Genomic DNA, 19382 nt, shown 5'->3' on the forward strand with positions numbered 1-19382 from the left:
GATCCCGCCGTCATCATATGGCGTCGGGTCAAAGCCTCGCTATTTCGCCCGCGTGCCAAAGGCACTCCAGGCACAGTCATGGCGTGGCCTTACTCGTTTCAGGGGAAAATCGCCACCCCGGCATGGTCCAAGCCCAAATTACAAGATTGAGCCAGAGACGATTGAGCCAGACCGGCGAATGCTGCTCAGTTGGCCTTTTTCGCCGGCGCGCGCACGGCACCGTCTTTCATTAAACGGTCGATATGCATGCGGATATGGGCAGCTTCCGCGGCCGTGTTGGCAAGCGCGATAGCCCGGTCGAAGGCGATCCGCGCCTCCTCGCCCCGGTCGAGTTGCATCAGCAGTCCGCCCTTGAGGCCGAAGAAATGAAAATAGCCGGAAAGCCTCGGCTCCAGCGGCTCGATCATGGCAAGGGCGGCTTCCGGGCCGCGCACCTTGGAGACCGCCACCGCGCGGTTGAGCGTGATGACCGGCGACGGCTGCATCTGTTCGAGCAGGCCATAGAGCAGGTCTATCTCCACCCAGTCGGTGTCCTCGGCCTTATCAGCCCGCGCATGCAGGGCGGCGATCGCCGCCTGCACCTGGTAGGGGCCGGGCTTGCGATGGCGCAAAGCCTTGTCGACAAGGGCCAGCCCCTCGTCGATCATCTTGCGGCTCCACAGGCCGCGATCCTGGTCCTCGAGCAGCACGATCTCGCCGTCTTCGTCGAAACGGGCCGGTGCGCGCGCATGCTGGAGCAGGAGCAGCGCCGTCAGCCCCATGATTTCCGGCTCGGTCTGGAACAGCCGCAGCAACAGCCGGGCCAGCCGGATCGCCTCCTCGCACAGCGGCGCGCGGGCCGGTGCCTCGCCGCTGTTGGTGGAATAGCCCTCGTTGAAGATAAGGTAGACCATGGCCGCCACCGCCGCGAGCCGCTCGGAGCGCTCGACGGCGCCCGGCGTCTCGAACGGCATACCGGCGTCGGCGATGCGCGCCTTGGCGCGGGTGATGCGCTGTTCCATGGCGCTCTCGCCAACCAGGAAGGCGCGCGCGATCTGCTTGACCGTCAGGCCGGAAACGATGCGCAGCGCGACCGCGATCTGCTGCGTTGCCGGCAGGTCCGGATGGCAGCAGATGAAGAGCAGCCGCAATATGTCGTCGCGGTAATGCGCTCCGTCCAGCCGCTCGGCGATATCGCTTTCGGCATCGTCCAGATCGGAGATCTGGTCTTCTTCGGGCATCGGCGCCTGCTTGGCGCGCTTGCGCACCGCGTCGATGCCGCTGTTGCGGCCGACGAAGATCAGCCAGGCCGCCGGATCGCGCGGCGGCCCGTTCTGTGGCCAGTTCTTCAACGCCCTGAGACAGGCATCCTGGAAAGCTTCCTCCGCCGTATCGAGATCGCGGAAATAGCGCAGCAGCGCACCCATCGCCTGCGGGCGGGCGGCGCTGATCGCGGAGCTGATCCAGGCAAGTTCGGTCATACGGCAACCCCGGTGGGATTGAACACCGAGACCGGCCGTATCTCATAGGATCCACCGCTCGGATTGACCTCGGAAAGCTCACGGGCGAACTCGACGGCCTCGTCGAGATCGGCGCATTCGAGCGTATAGAAACCGAGGAACTGCTCCTTGGTCTCTGCGAACGGGCCGTCGATGACGATCGATTCGCCCTTGACCTTCCGCAGCGTCGTCGCCGCCGTCGTCGGCAGAAGCCGCGCCACGGGACCAAGCCGGCCGGCCTTGGCGTATTTCTCCTGGACGCCGAGGAGATTGGCCATGACTTCGTCGTCCTGCGCCTTGCTCCACGAGCTGACGACGTCTTCGGAGGCATAGCAGAGGATGGCGTAGAGCATGGCTGGTCCTTTCTGTGTCAAAGGACGAAACAGTAGGGCCGATCCCGACACGACGTCGATAAAAAAATCCCGAGATGGCGGGTGACAATTGCCGTCAGTCAGCGTTCGTGCGTTTCAACCATCTCAGCACGAGCGCCTCCTCCTCATCGAGACCCTCGATGGACCGCTTGCGCTTGTTGGCCTCCGCCATTTCGGCAAGCAGCCGCCCCTGCAGCCAGGCCTCGAAGACCTGCGGGTGGATATAGCATTTGCGGCAGACCGCGCGGGTGTTGCCCAGCCGCTCGGCGACCTTGTCGATGACACTGTTCATCACTCGCTTTTGCTGTGCCTGGCTTTCGGGCAGCTCCGTCTGCGCAAACAGCGACGCGGCATGGATGGTGCCGCCCCATGTGCGGAAATGCTTCGAGCTGAAGGCATCGCCAACCGCCTGGCGGATATAGCGGTTGACGTCGTCGGAGCGGACCGGGCGCCTGTTGCCGTCCTCGTCGAGATACTGGAACAGCTTCTGGCCCGGCAGATCCTGTGCACCCCGTACGATCCCGGCAATGCGGCGGTCCACCAGCTTCAGTTTCCATTCCTTGCCGGATTTGCCCTTGAAGGCAAAGCGCAGGCTCGACCCCTTGATGTCGACATGGCGGTCGCGCAATGTCGTCAGGCCGAAGCTCTTGTTGTCACGCGCATAGGCGGCATTGCCGACGCGGATCATCGTGTTGTCGAGCAGCCAGACGACCGCGGCGACGACACGCTCAAACGGCAGGCCGCGGCGGCGGAAATCGCGATCTATGGTGCGCCGGAGCTCCGGAAGGCTTTCGGCGAAGGCGACGAGGCTTGAATATTTGGCACCGTCGCGTTCCTCGGCCCATTGCGGATGATAGCGATACTGCTTGCGTCCGCGCTGGTCCCTTCCGGTCGCCTGGATATGCCCATCCGCGTCGGGCGAGATCCAGACATCCGTCCAAGCCGGCGGAATGACGATCGCCTCGATCCGTGCCCTGGTGGCATCCGAGACTGCTTTCCCGTCCGGCCCCTTGTAGGAAAACCGCTTGCCTGCCTTCAGCCGGCGGATGCCGGGCTCGGCATCGCTGACATAGGTCAGTGCGGCATCCCTTGCCGAAAGCTGCGCGCCATTCTTCGCTTCACCGCCAGCCGATCGGCTGTAGGTTGATCCGGATTTCTGCAGCATGACGGCTCCATGCAGATGTCGGTAGATAAGCCGTTGGCTGACTGCTGGTTCCACAGCCATCCGAAAAGTCCGCGATGCGGCGCCGAACGGGCGCCGAATTGCTCTAGAGCACGCCTTGCAGTTCTATCTGCTGAGCCGACAGCCGGCGGCGCACGGCGAGCTTGAGCTTGTAGCGCAGGCAGCGCCATGCCTCCGAGCGTCGCTTCGGCGCGACCGCCGCCACAGCCAGGAAGCGCGCGGCTGTGTCCAGGTCGCCACGGGCGTAGTGGACGCGGGCGATCTTGAGGGCGACCAGTCCCTCCCTGGCCTTGAGCGCCGAGACCGGGATGCTGCAATCCGTGAGCGTGCGCAGTTCGCGACGCCACTCCAGGAAGCGCCGCACCGGGTTGATCGCAAAACGATCGTCCGAACGGGTGGGCGAAACCTCGTAGACCATCACCGGCTGCGGCATCATGGCCAGCGAGGCCTTGCTCATCAGCCGTGCCCAGAACAGCGTGTCCTCGTCATAGGCAAGCCCCACAGGAAACCGCGTCTCGCCGATCAGACGCCGGGACGCCAGCACGCTGCCCACCGCGACCGAGCGGATGTCGCCTTTCACATAGGCGGAAGCGTTTGCCAGGCAGGCGGCCTGGTAGCCGTTCGGCACCTTGATCTGCCGATCCTCACCGCTCACCCGCCGCCGATAGGCACCAACGATCATGTCGGCTTTCGGCTGGCTCTCGGCCTGCCGCAGCAGTGCGCGCAATCCGCCATCAAGATGCAGATCGTCGGCGTCGATCAGGTAAACCCACGGATGGAATGCCTCGGCCAGCGCCACGTTGCGGGCGCCGCCGGCGTCGCGGCAATTGGCCGGCAGCACACGCAGCGGCAAGGACAGTTGCGCCGCGGCCTGCAGCGCCGTCGCCGCCGTGCCGTCCGTCGATGCATCGTCGACCAGCAGGATCTCGCCGATAACCTCGGCCTGGCAGGCGAGTGACGCCAGTGTCGTGGCGATTGTGGCCGCTGCATTGTGGGCAGGAATGACGACGCTGACCGCTTTCAATTACAAAATCCCGCGCTCGCGCGCCTTGGCAGTACGATGATTGTCCCTCGGAACGAATACAGACTAGCGGCCCGTTCGATGTTTGAGAAGTCGCCTTCGACAATCCAGAATTGCAACAACGGGACTTCTCGGCGTTTCGCTCGCATTCATACCTTTTCGAGCGCGACCGGAATGACGTCGACGGCCTGCTCGCCCACCTGACCGCCCGTGGTCTTGAGAACGCCGACGATCGGCGCGACATCGGAATAGTCGCGGCCATAGCCGACGGTGATGTGGTCGTTGCTCGCCCGCATGCCGTTGGTCGGATCGAACTCCTGCCAGCCGGCGTCACGCCCGCACCAGACCTTGACCCAGGCATGCATGGCATCGGCGCCTTCCAGCCGGGGCTTCCCCTTGGGTGGAATGGTGCGCAGGAAGCCGCTGACATAGCCGGCCGGAATGCCGAGCCCGCGCAGGCCGGCGATCATGATGTGCGAAAAATCCTGGCAGACGCCGCGCTTCAACTTGAAGGCATCGCTGGCCCGGGTCCGCACCGTGGTCGCTTCACCGTCATAGGTGAAGTCGCGATGGATGCGATTGCAGAGATTCATCGCCGTACCGGCGGCCGAACCGGCAATGCTGTCCCCCGCATAGGCGGTTATCGCCGCATCGATGCCGGAGTGAGCGCTTCCCGCCAGAAAATGGTGCGGCGCATCAGGCGCCAGCGACCGCACCGCGGCCAGTTCCTGCCTCAGCCGGGCGATATCGGGCGACACGTCGAGTCCGGGTTCCGGCCGCGACACCGAAACGCGTGCGCTCATACGGATGTCGAGCGCGTCATGCGCGTCGCGAAAGGCGATGGACGTGACGCTGTTGCCGAAGAAGTCCAAAAAATCCGACCGTTCATTCGGCGCCGGCGTGAATGACAGGGATGCGGCGATGACGCGTTGCACACCGGAAATCGTCGACGGCAGCACGCGGATCTGATGGCGGCCGCCGCCGGCCGCGGCTGCGTAGTCGTAATGGAGATGGAGCCTGATGTCGTAGAGCATGCGCTGCTTTTCTTGTTTGCCGCAGGTTCTTGTCGCAGAACCGTGCGACACTTTTGCGGAGCCTGCCTAGAGCATGATGCCGAAAACTGTGAAGCGGTTTCCGGACGACGTCATGCTCTATCTCCTAATTTAGAGCTGGATGATTGATCTGAAATCATCCGGCTCTAACCGAAATAGGCCTTGGCGAGGCTGTTGTAGAGCCCCCCGATCTCATAGGCGAGCTCGTCCAGCGCCTTTGCCGTCATGTCCGATGGCTCCTTGATGGCGATGGCCGTGTTGAGCTGCAGGATCTCCTTTGCCGCCGGCGACATATGCCCCTCGCCGCCAAGCGACGGCAACAGGCCGATCTCCGCCTTCAGCCTTTCGAGCTGGAACAGGATGGAGCGCGGATTGAGTGGGTCGAGCGCCAGAAGATCGATCACCGTGCGCCGGCCAGCCTGCACCGGATACTGCCGGCGGTGGGTCATGACGCTGTCGCCGATCTCGAGCATCATGTCGAGCGCCCCATCCGGCGCCTTGGAGCCGGTCAGCCGGGACAGCGTACGGGCAATCTGGATGCCGCGCTCCAGCCGCCGGCCGATCTCGAGGAAACGCCAGCCGGCGAAGCGGTACATGTTCTCGTGCAGCAGGCCGGAAAAGCCGGCGAGCTTGCGCAGGATCACCGTCATTGCCCGTGTCGCATCGTCGCCCGGCGCCACCGTCTTGGCGAACTGATGGATGGTCTTCGACAGGTCCTTCAGCGCCAGCCAGCCATCGGGCGAGAAGCGGTCGCGGATCTGTCCTGCGCTGTAGACCGCGCTGTCGAGCGTTCCGATCAGCCCCAACGGGATCGCTGTCGCAACGTCGATGCCGAACGGTTCGAGATAGTCCCTGATGTCGGCCATCAGCGGCATATCCGGATCGGAGGTCTCGGCCAGCCGCACATGATAGGCGCGCAGGATGCGCACCGTGTCTTCCGAGCGCTCGATATAGCGCCCGAGCCAGGTCAGGTTCTCCGCCGCGCGGCTGGGCAGGCTGCCCGGCCGGGTGCGGCTGAAGCTGTCGCCCTCCTGCGGCAACAGCGTTTCACGCTCAACCGGCCTGTCGCTGACCACCCAGACGTCAGCCGCCTGGCCGCCGCGCTGCATGGCGATCGCGGTCGGGTCGAGCGACAGGCCGACGCGGGCGAACCCGCCCGGCATCACCGTCCAGCCCTCGGGCGTGCGTGCCAGATAAACGCGCAAACTCGCCGGCCGCGGCTCCAGCCAGCCGCCGACAAAGACCGGTGTCGTCGACAGCGTCACCGCTTCCTGGCCGACGAAGGCGCCGCCGTCGCGTTCGATGCGCGCCACCAGTTCGGCCCGCTCGCCGGCCGACAGCGTCGAGCCCAGCGTGGTCTGGCCATCATCCTCGAAGGCTAGTCTCGTCGAGAGCGCCGGGCCGACCACCATGCGGTCGATATTGGCAAGCACATGGGCGCGTTCCGTCGCCTGCCCGCACCACCAGGTCGCGACGCTCGGCAGCAGCAGCTCCTCGCCGCGCAATTCGCGCGCGATCTTGGGCAGGAAAGCAAGCAGCGCCCGCGTTTCCATCAGGCCTGAGCCCAGCGCGTTGACGGTCGCAACCGCACCCTGGCGGATCGCTTCCACCAGCCCCGGCGTGCCGATCTGCGAGTCCGAGCGCAATTCGAGCGGATCGGCGAAGGCGGCATCGAGACGGCGCCAGAGCACGCTGATCGGCATCAGGCCGGAAACGGTGCGCACCATCAGCCTGCCGCCGGAAACAGTGAGGTCCTCGCCCTCGAGCAGCATGATGCCGAGGTAACGGGCGATATAGGCGTGTTCGTAGTAGGTTTCGTTGAGCGGCCCCGGCGTCAGGATGGCGACGCGGCCGTCGGTTTCCCTGGCCATGCCGATCAGCGCATCGCGGAAGCGTCGGAAGAAGCCGGCAAGCCGGTGCACGTGCATCTCGCCATAGATGTCGGACAGCGCGCGCGTGGTGGCGACGCGGTTCTCCAGCGCGAAGCCGGCGCCCGATGGCGCTTGCGTGCGGTCGCCCAGCACCCACCAGCGGCCATCGGGTCCACGGCCGAGCTCGAAAGCACAGAAATGCAGGAAATGGCCACCGGCCGGCGTGGTACCGATCACGGGCCGCAAATATTCGGGGCTGGCCGCGATCAATCCCGCCGGCAGGATGCCTTTTTCGACCAGCCGGTTGCGCCCATGGATATCGGCGATGGTTTCCTCGAACAGCTCGGCCCTCTGGATGAGCCCGGCGCTGATTGCGGCCCATTCGGCGTCTTCGATGGCCAAGGGCACATGCGCCAGCGGCCATTCGCGCTCATTGGCGCCGGCCTTGTCGTAGACGCGGTAATAGACGCCGGCATCGCGCAGATACTGGTCGGCGCGGGCGAAACGCTGGCCGAGCTTTTCAGAGCCTATTTCGTCGAGCGCCTCGATGAACTGCTTCCACGCCGGACGGGGATTGCCTGACGCGTCGACCATTTCGTCGACGACACCGTCGATCGGCTGGTAGTGCTCCAGCAGGCTGTGGATCTGCGGCTTGCCGCGTACCCTCTTGTGATTCCCCTTTGCCATGTCCGATCACAGTCTGGGTGGACGCCGAAGGTCAAGGGTCATCGGGAAATCTTCCGCCGGTTGTTCTTCGCGCAGCACATAGCCTGATGGCGTGTGGCCGCGCGGTTCGAAGCGGGCGAGCCGCCGCGCTTCCGCCTCGTTGCCGTTGACCGGGAACGTATCGTAGTTGCGCCCGCCGGGATGCGCGACATGGTAGACGCAGCCGCCGACCGCCCTGCCCGACCAGCGGTCGTAGATGTCGAACACCAGCGGCGTGTTGACCGGCAGCGCCGGATGCAGGCCGGACGCCGGCTGCCAGGCCTTGAAGCGCACGCCCGCCACCGCCACCTCGCGATTGTCCGTCACCTTCATCGGCACGATGCGGCCGTTGCAGACGATTGCATGGCGTTCCGGATTGAGCCCTTCGGTCTTGACCTGCAGCCGTTCGACCGAGGAATCGACAAAGCGCACGGTTCCGCCGATCGCGCCCTGCTCGCCCATGACGTGCCACGGCTCCAGCGCCTGCCGCAGTTCCAGCTTGATGCCGGCATGCCGCACCTCGCCGCAGAAGGGAAAACGGAATTCGAGCTGGGCGTCGAACCATTCAGGCCGGAATTCGAAACCGTTGAGCTTGAGGTCGTCCAGCACGTCGAGAAAATCAGCCCAGACATGATGCGGCAGCATGAAGCGGTCATGCAGCGAAGTGCCCCAGCGCACGAAACGGCCGTCGAGCGGGTTCTTCCATGCACGGGCGATGATGGCACGGACCAGAAGCTGCTGCGCGAGGCTCATGCGCGCGTTGGGCGGCATTTCGAAGCCGCGGAATTCGACCAGGCCGAGCCGGCCGGTCGGCCCATCCGGCGAGAACAGCTTGTCGATGCAGATTTCCGAGCGATGCGTGTTGCCGGTCACGTCCGTCAACAGGTTGCGGAACAGCCGGTCGACCAGCCAAGGCAGGGGTGCCGCGCCCTGGTCGGGATGCGGCACCTGCGCCATGGCGATTTCGAGTTCGTAGAGCGAATCGTGGCGCGCCTCGTCGAAGCGCGGCGCCTGGCTGGTCGGACCGATGAACAGGCCCGAAAACAGGTAGGACAGCGACGGATGCCGCTGCCATTGCAGCACCAGGCTCTTCAACAGATCGGGCCGGCGCAGGAACGGGCTGTCGTTTGGTGTCGCGCCGCCGACGACGACATGATTGCCACCGCCAGTGCCCGTGTGGCGGCCGTCGATCATGAATTTGTCGGCGCCAAGCCGCGTCAGCCGCGCTTCCTCATAGATTGCCGTCGTCGTCGCCACGCAATCCTGCCAGTTGGAAGCCGGATGGATGTTGACCTCGATGACGCCGGGATCGGGCGCGACGCGGATGACATTGAGGCGCGGATCATGCGGCGGGCCATAGCCCTCGATGTGGACGGGAAGGCCGATGGCTCGCGCAGCGTTCTCGGCGGCCGCGACCAGTTCGAGATAGTCCTCCAGTGCTTCAACCGGCGGCATGAACACGCAGAGCCGTCCATCGCGCGGCTCAACCGAGAGCGCGGTGCGCACCGCGCCACCAATCTCGGTGATCTCCTGTTCGACCCGGTCCTGCTGGCCGGTCGCCGCGGTGAACGACACCGCCTGCTGCCGGCGCGCCATCTCGTCGGCGCCTTCAAGTTCGGCAGGCGCGGCGGAGGGCAAGATGGCTTCACGCGCGGGCAGCGCTCCGCGCGGCAGCGACGGATCGACGGGCACGATGTAGGGGAATTGCGCCGGTGGCACATAAGGCAGCGTGCCGAGCGGCAAGCGATAACCGACCGGTGAATCGCCAGGCACCAGGAACAGCCGCCCGCGTCGCGTCTTCCATTTTTCCGAACGCCAGCGTGGCCCGGATGCCTGGCTGTTCCAGCGCTGCACCGGCAGCACATAGCCGGACGGCTTGGTCAGCCCGCGCTCGAACACTTTGGCCATACGGCTGCGCTCTTCCGGATCCTCCAGCTTGGAATTGGACGGATCGACATTCTCCGGCAGCTTGCCTTCCTTGAGCAGCCACTCGGCCGGGTCCTCATAAGCTTCGCTGACCATCGACGTGTCGATGCCGAGTTCACCGGCGATCGCGGTGAGAAGGCTTTCGGCCTGTTTCGGGCCGATATCGGCCGAACTCTTTTCGCGCGCGATCAGCGACGGGTCGCTCCACACAGGCTCGCCATCGGCACGCCAGTAGAGCGAAAAGGTCCAGCGCGGCAGGCTTTCACCGGGATACCATTTGCCCTGGCCGTAATGGAGGAAGCCGCCCGGCGCGAAACGTTCGCGCAGCCGACGGATCAGCGCATCGGCCTTTTCACGCTTGGTCGGCCCGACGGCGGCGGTGTTCCATTCGGCCGACTCGAAATCATCGATCGACACGAAGGTCGGCTCGCCGCCCATCGTCAGCCGCACATCGCCTTCGCCAAGTGCGGCATCGACCCTGTTGCCGAGCGCGTCGAGCGCCCGCCAGCTTTCATCCGAGAACGGCTTGGTGATGCGCGGATGCTCGGCGATGCGGTCGACCCGCATGTCGAAGCCGAATTCGACATTGGCAAAGCTCGCCATGCCGGAAATGGGGGCCGCATTGCGGAAATGCGGTGTCGCGGCGAGCGGCACATGGCTCTCGCCGGTGAGCAGGCCGGAGGTCGGATCGAAGCCGATCCAGCCGGCGCCGGGAAGATAGACCTCGCACCAGGCATGCAGATCCGTGAAGTCGACTGATGTGCCGGCCGGCCCATCGAGCGCGATGAGGTCGGGTTTGAGCTGGATCAGATAGCCCGACACGAAGCGCGCGGCGATGCCGAGATGGCGCAGGATCTGCACCAGCAACCAGCTAGAGTCCCGGCACGATCCCTTGCCGGCGGCCAGCGTTTCCTCCGGCGAGAACACGCCGGTCTCCATGCGCACGATATAGGCGATCTCGCGTTGCAACCGGGCATTCAGGTCGACAAGGAAATTGACCGTGTTCTTCTGGGTGGTGTCAACGGTTTTCAGGAAAGCCGAAAGCAGCGGCCCCGCCGGTTCCGGCGTCCGGTAGATAGCGAGGTCATCCCTGATCTCCTCCGGGTATTCGAACGGGAATGTCTCGGCCGACGGTTCGACGAAGAAATCGAACGGATTGTAGACCGTCATGTCGGCGACGAGGTCAACCTCGATCTTGAGCTCGCTCACCGGCTCGGGAAAGACGAAGCGGGCAAGGAAGTTGCCGTAGGGATCCTGCTGCAAATTGACGAAATGGTTCGCCGGCTCGACCTTGAGCGAGTGGCTCAAGACCTTGGTACGGGAATGCGGTGCCGGCTGCAGCCTGATGATCTGGGGCCCGAGAACCACCGGCCGGTCATATTTGTAGTGGGTCAGGTGGTAGACGGCTGCCAGAATTGCCATGGGGCCCCGGAGATCGGCGTTTATTCAGCCGAACCCTGACACATCTGGCCGCCATTCTCCAAGCGGATGTTGCGCTGCACCTAAATTAAAGAACCGGTTGCCGGCTTAAAGTCGCTCAAAAGAACGCCTGTATCCCGGTCTGGGCCCGCCCCAGGATCAGCGCATGCACGTCGTGCGTGCCCTCATAGGTGTTGACGGTCTCCAGGTTCTGCGCGTGGCGCATGACGTGGTAGCCGATCTGGATGCCGTTGCCGCCATGCATGTCGCGGGCCTGGCGGGCGATGTCGAGCGCCTTGCCGCAATTGTTGCGCTTGACGATCGAGATCATCTCCGGCGCCATCTTGCCTTCGTCGAGCAGCCGTCCGACGCGCAAGGATGCCTGCAGCCCGAGCGCGATCTCGGTCTGCATGTCGGCGAGCTTCTTCTGGTAAAGCTGCGTGCCGGCCAGCGGCTTGCCGAACTGCTTGCGGTCAAGGCCATACTGGCGGGCGCGATGCCAGCAATCTTCCGCCGCCCCCATCGAGCCCCAGGAAATGCCATAACGAGCCCGGTTGAGGCAGCCGAACGGGCCGCCCAGGCCCTTGGCGTTGGGCAGCAGCGCGTCTTCGCCGACCTCGACGCCTTCCATCACCACCTCGCCGGTGATCGACGCCCGCAGCGACAGCTTCCCGCCGATCTTCGGCGCAGACAGCCCCTTCATGCCCTTTTCCAGCACGAAACCGCGGATCTCGTCCTTGCCGTTCTCGCCCTTCAGCTTCGCCCAGACGACGAACACGTCGGCGACCGGCGCGTTGGAAATCCACATCTTGGAGCCGGAGAGCTTGTAGCCGTTAGCGGTCTTCTCGGCGCGCGTCTTCATGCCGCCCGGATCGGAGCCGGCATCCGGCTCGGTCAGGCCGAAGCAGCCGATCCACTCGCCGCTGGCGAGCTTGGGCAGGTACCTCTTGCGCTGTTCGTCCGAGCCATAGGCGTAGATCGGATACATCACCAGCGACGACTGCACCGACATCATCGAGCGATAGCCGGAATCGACACGTTCGACTTCCCGCGCGACCAGCCCGTAGGTCACATAGTTGGCGCCGAGCCCTCCGAACTCTTCCGGGATGTTGATGCCGAGCAGGCCGGCAGCGCCCATCTCGCGAAAGATGGCGGTGTCGAAGGTCTCGTTGAGGTAGGCGTCCTCGATGCGCGGCGCCAGCTTGTCGGCGGCAAAAGCCGCTGCACCATCTCGCACCATGCGCTCATCTTCGGAAAGCTGCTCCTCGATCAGGAACGGATCTTCCCAGACGAAGGCATTCTTGTCGGCGGCCATGGCTCTCTCCCGGACTCTATGCATGCCGGCGAAGGAGTTCAGGATCCTTGGCAACAACGGCATGCGTGAAGCAAAATCTTGGTCCGGCTTATCGACCCGGGGCCTGAAAAAATCAAACGAAATTGCTTCACCAATCAATGAGCGTTAGGAATGGATCATGAGTGTCCAGCGCCGCCTCCTGCCTAACATCAGCGCCCTCGCTGCCTTCGAAGCGGTGGCTCGGCTTGGGTCTTTTACCGCCGCTGCCCAGGAGCTGGATTTGACTCAAGGCGCTGTAAGCCGGCAGATCAAGCTGTTGGAGGATCAGTTTGGCCGCCGGCTGTTCGAGCGCGACAGCCGTAATGTCCGGTTGTCGACGGCGGGCGAAATCTACGCCGAAGCGGTGCGTTCGGCACTTGGCCAGCTGCGCGACGCAGCCCTTGGATTGATGAGCAATCGGCATAGTGGCATCTTGAACCTCGCCATTCTGCCGACCTTCGGCACGCGCTGGCTGATGCCGATGATCCCCGATTTCGTCGAGAACAACCCCGACATCACCATCAACTTCGTCACCCGGGTCGGCCGTTTCGACTTCGCCAGGGAGAGGCTGGACGCCGCCATCCACTATGGCCTGCCCGATTGGCCGGACGCCGACTCGACCCTCCTGGTGCGCGAAACGGTGGCGCCGGTGGTGTCGCCCGAATTTCTCGCCGGCCGCGCCATCGCCACGCCGGCTGATATCGGCCGCTTGCCCTTGCTGCATATGGCAACGCGTCCCGGTGCCTGGACCGAATGGTTCGAGCATCAGGGCCTGAGCGCGCCGACCGGGCCCGGCATGCAGTTCGAGCAGTTCGGCACCGCCGCCCAGGCCTGCATGGAAGGGCTTGGCGTCGCGCTCCTGCCGCTGCTCCTCATCGCAGGCGAATTGCAGCGCGGCCAGCTTGTGCCGGCGCCCGGCCAGCCCATGCAAAGCCGCAGCGCCTATTATCTCGTCGTCCCGCACGACAAGCGCGGCCATCCGCCCGTCGCCAGTTTTCGTGACTGGCTGCTGAGCCAGGTCGAGAAGGAGCCGACTGTTCTGGCGTGGTAGCTACTTCCGCTTCAGCGCATCCGCCAACGCAGCACCAAATGCGCCCTGCTGGGCCGGCCGCTCCGGCTGGCGCTGCGGTGCCGGGCCACGTGGCGCCGGCCTGCCGCCGCCATTGTCGCGCGGCCCACCTTTTGACGCTCCCTCGCCGCCGTCCTTGCGCATGGAAAGCGCGATGCGCCTGCGCTTGATATCGACATCGACGACGCGCACCTTCACTACGTCGCCCGCCTTGACCACCTCATGCGCGTCCTTGATGAAACGGTCGGCCAGTTGCGAGACATGCACCAGGCCGTCCTGGTGCACCCCGATATCGACAAAGGCGCCGAAGGCCGCGACATTGGTGACGGTGCCTTCCAGCAGCATGCCGGGCTTCAGATCCTTGATGTCATCAATGCCGTCGGCAAAGGTCGCCGTCTTGAAGCCGGGGCGCGGGTCGCGGCCAGGCTTTTCCAGCTCGGCAAGAATGTCGCGCACCGTCGGCAGGCCGAAACGCTCGTCGACGAAGACGCGCGGGTCGAGCGCCTTGAGCGCGGCGCTGTCGCCCATCAGCGAACGCACATCGCGGCCGCAGGCGGCGACGATCTTCTTGGCGACCCCGTAGGCTTCCGGGTGGACCGACGAGGCATCGAGCGGCTCGCTGCCATTGGCAATGCGCAGGAAGCCGGCGGATTGCTCGAACGCGCGCGGCCCAAGCCGTGGCACCTTGAGAAGGTCCTTGCGGCTGGCAAACGGCCCGGTGGCGTCGCGATGCGCGACGATGGCGTCGGCGAGCGACGCGCCAAGGCCCGAAACGCGCGCCAGCAATGGCGCCGAAGCGGTGTTGAGATCGACGCCGACGGCGTTGACCGCGTCCTCGACCACCGCCTCCAGCGAGCGGCCGAGCCGATACTGGTCGACGTCATGCTGATACTGGCCGACGCCGATCGACTTCGGTTCGATCTTGACCAGTTCGGCGAGCGGATCCTGCAAGCGCCGCGCGATCGACACCGCGCCGCGCAGCGATACGTCCAGACCGGGGAATTCCGCCGCCGCCGTTGCCGACGCCGAGTAGACCGAGGCGCCCGCCTCGCTGACGATGACCTTGAGCGGCTTGGGTCCGCCATCGGAAGGCATGTCGGACAGCATGTCCGCCACCAGCTTTTCCGTCTCGCGGCTGCCGGTACCGTTGCCAATGGAAATCAGCTCGACCTTGTGCAGTCGGATGAGTTTGGCGAGTTCGGCCTGCGTGCCGCGCACATCGTTCTTCGGCGGGAACGGATAGACCGTCGTCGTTGTCAGCACCTTGCCGGTGCCGTCGACCACGGCAACCTTGACGCCGGTCCGGATGCCGGGATCAAGGCCCATCGTGGCACGCGAACCGGCGGGCGCGGCGAGCAGCAAGTCCTTGAGATTGCGGGCGAAGACATGGATCGCCTCCTCCTCGGCCCGTTCGCGCAGATCGCGCATCAGGTCGAGCGTCAGGTGCAGCGACAGTTTTATCCGCCAGGTCCAGCCGGCGACGTCCATCAGCCAGCGGTCGCCCGGCAGGCTGGCGCCGATGGCATAGGCGTTGGCGATCATCCGCTCGACCGGCTTCACCGGCGACGTGTCGTCGGCGTCGACCTCGATGTCGAGCGACAGCACCTCTTCGTTGCGGCCGCGCAACATGGCCAGTGCACGGTGGCTCGGCACATTTGCCCAGCGCTCGACATGGTCGAAATAGTCCGAGAATTTCGCCCCGGCCTCCTGCTTGCCGTCGACCACTTTGGCGCGCATGAAAGCGCGTTCCTTCATGTAGGTGCGCAGCTTGCCGACCAGGTCGGCATTCTCGGCGAATTGTTCAGAGAGAATATCGCGCGCGCCCTCAAGGGCCGCCTTGGCGTCGGCCACCTCCTCGGTGACATAGGCCAGCGCCAGTTCGGCGGGCACCAGTGAACGGTCCGCAAGAATGGCCTCCGCCAGCGGCCCCAGCCCGCGCTCCCTGGCGATCTCGGCCTTGGTACGGCGCTTGGGCTTGTAGGGCAGATAGATGTCTTCCAGCTCCGCCTTGGTAGCGGCGGCGGCGATCTTGGTCTCAAGCTCCTGCGTCAGCTTGCCCTGTTCGCGGATCGAGCCAAGGATGGTGTCGCGGCGCGCGTCGAGCTCACGCAGATAGGCGAGCCGCTCGGCAAGGTCGCGCAATTGCGTATCGTCAAGCCCGCCGGTCACCTCCTTGCGGTAACGTGCCACGAACGGCACCGTCGCGCCCTCGTCGAGCAGTTCGATCGCCGCGGCCGCCTGTTCGGGCCGGGCAGCGATCTCGGCCGCGATGATGGCTGCGATGCGCTTGATGTCGGATGCCATGTCATTCCCACTCTTGTCGAAAAGAGCGGCGACCATAGGCGCAGACATCCGGTCCGCCAACCGCCGCGCCTCCATCAGCCCGGCGGTCCACAGGAAAGCGCGCGCTAATGTGGCTGCGGAGCCGCTTAGACCATCCGGCTCAACGCTTCGAAAAACGCGACGAGTTCAAGATCCAGCGGGTCGTCGACCGGCTCCGGTTGCGACGACATCTTGGAGATCACCACTTCGGTGCTGGGATCGACATAAAGCCACTGGCCATGGATGCCGATGCCACAATAGGCACCGTTCTCATGTCCGGTCTGGTACCATTTGTTGCGATAACGGCCCTTGGGAAACAGCGGCAGCATCGCGCCGCGCTGCCAGGCTTCCGTACTGCCGCCGGTGCTTGTCGTGTCGCGCACCCAGGCCTCGGACACGATGCGGCGTCCATTGGCGGCGCCCCCTTGCCGCATCATTTCGCCGACGCGCGCCAGATCGCGCGGCGTCACCGAAATGCCGCCGGCGGTGCGCGCCGTGCCTTCCATGTCGACGCCGATCGAGGCCTCGCTGACGGCGCCAAGCGGCAGCCACAGCTTCTCGCGCATCAGGTCGGTGAAGCGCTGGCCGGAAGCCCGCTCCAGCAATAGGCCGAGCAGGTCTGAATTGGGCGAGCGATAGCGGAAGGTCTGGCCATGCGGCTCGGCCAGGCGCTGCAGGGTCAGGATGAATTGGCGCAGGCTTTCCGTGCCGCCGCCCGGATTCCACAGCGTGGCGCGACGGTAGCGCGCGAAAGCGCTTTCCGGATCGAGATAGGCTTCCTCGAAATCGAGGCTGACGCTCATGTCGAGCACATGCCGGCAACTCGCATCGCCATAGGCCGAGCCGGCGGCTTCGGGGATGTAGGTCGTCACCGGCGCTTCCGGATCGAACACGCCCTCGCCTTCCAATATGCCGGCGATGATGGCGGTGACCGACTTGCTGATCGAGAAGATGATGTGGCGGGCGCCAAAATCCATATGCGGCGCGAACCAGTCACCGATCACCTTGCCACCCTTCATCACCGTCAGCGCATCGGTGCTGGAGCGCACGAGGAATTCCGCCACCGTCTCCGGAGCGCTGGCAACCGAAACCTTTTCACCAAGCAAGCCACCGAAATCCCGCGCGGGTGCCTCGGCACTACCCGATGTAGCGGTCACGCGCGCTGTCGGCACCAGTTCGCCCAGATTCTGGAACGACCATCGATTGAACGGGTTCACGCGCCAGTTGGAGAGCAGCACCTCGTTGCGGCGAAAGCCGTAGCGGGTCTCGAACGCGGTCTTGCCGGTCATGGCGTTTCCCCTTCCAGGTCGTTTCTTGTGGAGGCTCAGATCAGCGCGGCGGCGATGGCGTGCACCGCCTTCAGCGTCGCTGTGGAATAGGCGAGATTGCTGAAATCCGGCCAGGTCGAAAGCTTCACCACGACCATTCCTGTGTTCCAGTCCATATGGATCATTTGCCCGAACACACCCCGGCACATCAGTGCGCGCGAGCTGGCATTCTCGATCCAGAACTGATTGCGATAGCTGCCTTCCGGCAGGCTGGTGGAGAAATCCGGCCCGTGCTCGCCGTTGCGTGTCGCCTCGATCCAGCCGGCCGGCACGATGCCGCCGCCATTGTCGAGGATCATCTGGCCGAAGCGGGCATAGTCGCGCAGCGTCGCATTGAAGCCGCCATCGGCCAGCGCATAACCGGCACTGTCGACGGTGAAGCAGGCGCTTTCATCGGCACCGAGCTTTTGCCAGAGTTCTTCCGAAACCAGCTGCGCCAGCCGCTTGCCGGTCACGCGCTCCATGATGAAGGCGAGCACGTCGGTCTCGATCGAGCGGTATTCAAATGCAGTGCCATGCGGGCGGACCGTGTCCTTCAGGCCCAGGATCAGCTCGAACATGTGCGAGGGCCAGCGAAAATCCGGATCGCTGCCTGGCGGCACCGGCTTCCATCCGGTGGCGACGTCGACTTGGCCGATATCGGAATAGCGGTCGGTATATTCCTCGGAAAAACGCACGCCCGTCGTCATGTCGAGCACATGCTGGACGCTGGCCCCGGCCCAGCCGGTGGCGCCGAGTTCAGGCAGATAGTCGGTGACCGGCCTGGCCGGATCGATCAGGCCACGGCCGGCCAGTATGCCGAACACCGAGCCGGTGACGGACTTGGCCATCGACTGCGACAGATGCAGCGTGCGCTCGTCCATGCCGTTGAAATAGCGCTCATAGGCAATCTTGCCGTCCTTGAGCACGAGGAAGCCATCCGTATAGGTCTCGTCCAACAACCCGGCGAGGGTTGTTGGCTTGCCCTCGCTGTCCTCGACCGCCAGCCCGTCAAGATCGACCTCGGCGCTTTCGAGGCGATGGCGATGGCCGTTGCCGCGCCAGACTTCGGCTGTCGGCAGAATTTCCCTGATGTGCTGGAACGCCCAGCGGTTCCACGGCGGCCGGTCCCAGTCGAGCTTCGGAGGGACCATGGCGGGCGGCGAGCCCTGCATGATCGGCGGCCGCGGATCGCTGTTGCGATAGGAGTCCATGAAAGGCCATTCCCGGAAAAGATAAAGACCCGGCGTGTACCGCCGGGTCTCTCACGCAGCGATTACTTCTGCAGTTCGGTCCAGATCTTGGTGTAGAGTTCCTGCGTTTCCGGCGCGCACATCTTCTGGAACTCGCCATGCGGCTTGGCGTCGGCCGGAATGACGACTTCCGGCGCGTCCTTCATGTCGGCCGGCATGTACTTGTCCGAGCCGGTGATGGCGTTGGCATAGCGGTGGAAGGCCGAGAGGCCCGCCGCGTTTTCCGGATCCATGATGAAGTTCTGGAACAGCTTGGCGTTCTCGACGTTCTTGGCTTCCTTGAGAACGACAACGTTGTCGCTCCACAGGCCAAAGCCTTCCTTCGGATAGTTGTAGTGGATGGCCGGGTTGGCCAGGCGCTGGCGCAATGCCGAGCCGTTCCAGTCGCTGGTCGCCTTGAAGTCGCCGGCGCCCATCTTCTCGATGGTGTTGTATTCCATCGCGATCCAGTTCGGCTTGGCCGCCACCAAGAGGTCGCGCACCTTCTTTAGCACCGCCTTGTCGTCCGTGCACTGCTCGCCGCCGACATATTTGATCGCCGCGAAGATAACGTCACCCATCTCGGGAACGACGTTGACCTTGCCTTTCAGCTCGTCCGGCGTGTTGAAGACGATACCCCACGTGTTGGCCGGCCCCTTGTAGGCATCGGTGTTGACGACGACGCCGATCGTGCCCCAGGCCCACGGCACGGAATATTTGCGGCCCGGATCGAACTCAGGATTGGCCCATTCCGGAGCGACGTTCTTGAAATTCTCCATCTTGCCCGGATCGGTCTCGAGCAGGAGACCTTCCTTGATCCAGATCGGCACGTAGGTCTGCGAGGGCACGGCGATGTCGAAGCCGGTGCCGCCCTGCCGGACCTTGGCGAGCGCGGTGTCATTGGAATCGTAGTCGGTGATGGTCACCTTGATGTTGTATTTGTCCTCGAACTTCTTGATCACGTCGGGGCTGGTATAGTTGCCCCAATTGTAGATGTTGAGCACGCCGTCGGCGTGGGCGAGGCCCGTCGAAGCGAGCAGCGCCAACCCCATGGCGGTCGCTGTGGTCTTCCAGTTCATCGTTCTATCTCCCA

The 19382-nt window shown here is 64.5% G+C and carries 13 protein-coding genes; 1 reads left to right on the forward strand and 12 read right to left on the reverse strand.

Translation table 11 applies throughout. The annotated features are described in order from the left end of the window. Positions 1-185: 185 nt before the first annotated feature. The 8 genes from FJ977_RS12050 to FJ977_RS12085 form a co-directional block, all read right to left on the reverse strand. Positions 186-1460, reverse strand: a complete 1275-nt coding sequence (locus FJ977_RS12050) for an RNA polymerase sigma factor (protein WP_140771659.1) — start codon at positions 1458-1460, stop codon at positions 186-188. Next, the gene (locus FJ977_RS12055; RefSeq protein WP_056578181.1) at positions 1457-1831 is read right to left on the reverse strand and encodes a YciI family protein; all 375 of its coding nucleotides are present in this window, start codon (positions 1829-1831) and stop codon (positions 1457-1459) included. The genes FJ977_RS12050 and FJ977_RS12055 overlap by 4 nt, the downstream gene beginning before the upstream one ends. Before the next feature lie 94 nt (positions 1832-1925). Continuing rightward, positions 1926-3014, reverse strand: a complete 1089-nt coding sequence (locus tag FJ977_RS12060) for a DNA topoisomerase IB (protein WP_140771661.1) — start codon at positions 3012-3014, stop codon at positions 1926-1928. A gap of 103 nt (positions 3015-3117) precedes the next feature. Further along, a complete protein-coding gene (locus FJ977_RS12065; protein WP_140771663.1) occupies positions 3118-4056 on the reverse strand; it encodes a glycosyltransferase family A protein in 939 nt (312 codons plus the stop codon). Between the two features lie 146 nt (positions 4057-4202). Then, positions 4203-5087: a transglutaminase family protein gene (locus FJ977_RS12070; protein WP_140771665.1), complete on the reverse strand. Its 885-nt coding sequence runs from the start codon at positions 5085-5087 to the stop codon at positions 4203-4205. A 164-nt stretch (positions 5088-5251) separates the two neighbouring features. After that, on the reverse strand, positions 5252-7663 hold the full coding sequence (locus FJ977_RS12075) for a circularly permuted type 2 ATP-grasp protein (RefSeq protein WP_140771667.1): 2412 nt from the start codon (positions 7661-7663) through the stop codon (positions 5252-5254). A gap of 6 nt (positions 7664-7669) precedes the next feature. Beyond that, positions 7670-11029 carry a transglutaminase family protein gene (locus tag FJ977_RS12080; protein WP_140771669.1) on the reverse strand — a complete coding sequence of 1120 codons (3360 nt, stop codon included), beginning with the start codon at positions 11027-11029 and terminating at the stop codon, positions 7670-7672. 115 nt (positions 11030-11144) lie between these two features. Next, a complete protein-coding gene (locus FJ977_RS12085; RefSeq protein WP_140771671.1) occupies positions 11145-12341 on the reverse strand; it encodes an acyl-CoA dehydrogenase in 1197 nt (398 codons plus the stop codon). A 157-nt stretch (positions 12342-12498) separates the two neighbouring features. Here FJ977_RS12085 and FJ977_RS12090 point away from each other — a divergent pair, with 157 nt between their 5' ends. Beyond that, the gene (locus FJ977_RS12090; protein ID WP_140771673.1) at positions 12499-13410 is read left to right on the forward strand and encodes a LysR family transcriptional regulator; all 912 of its coding nucleotides are present in this window, start codon (positions 12499-12501) and stop codon (positions 13408-13410) included. Here the strand turns inward: FJ977_RS12090 and FJ977_RS12095 are convergent, their stop codons facing one another. The 4 genes from FJ977_RS12095 to FJ977_RS12110 all read right to left on the reverse strand — a co-directional run bounded on the left by FJ977_RS12095 (position 13411) and on the right by FJ977_RS12110 (position 19368). Further along, entirely contained in the window at positions 13411-15732 is a 2322-nt protein-coding gene (locus FJ977_RS12095) for a Tex family protein (protein WP_140771675.1), read from the reverse strand. It abuts the gene before it with no gap. A 125-nt stretch (positions 15733-15857) separates the two neighbouring features. Beyond that, positions 15858-17039 (reverse strand): serine hydrolase, encoded by a 1182-nt coding sequence (locus FJ977_RS12100; RefSeq protein ID WP_140771677.1) that lies wholly within the window; start codon positions 17037-17039, stop codon positions 15858-15860. 35 nt (positions 17040-17074) lie between these two features. Continuing rightward, positions 17075-18271 (reverse strand): serine hydrolase, encoded by a 1197-nt coding sequence (locus tag FJ977_RS12105; protein WP_140771679.1) that lies wholly within the window; start codon positions 18269-18271, stop codon positions 17075-17077. Between the two features lie 62 nt (positions 18272-18333). Next, entirely contained in the window at positions 18334-19368 is a 1035-nt protein-coding gene (locus FJ977_RS12110; protein ID WP_140771681.1) for an extracellular solute-binding protein, read from the reverse strand. Positions 19369-19382 lie beyond the last annotated feature (14 nt).

Origin of the sequence: Mesorhizobium sp. B2-1-3A (genome assembly GCF_006442655.1) — a bacterium.
GTDB lineage: Bacteria > Pseudomonadota > Alphaproteobacteria > Rhizobiales > Rhizobiaceae > Mesorhizobium.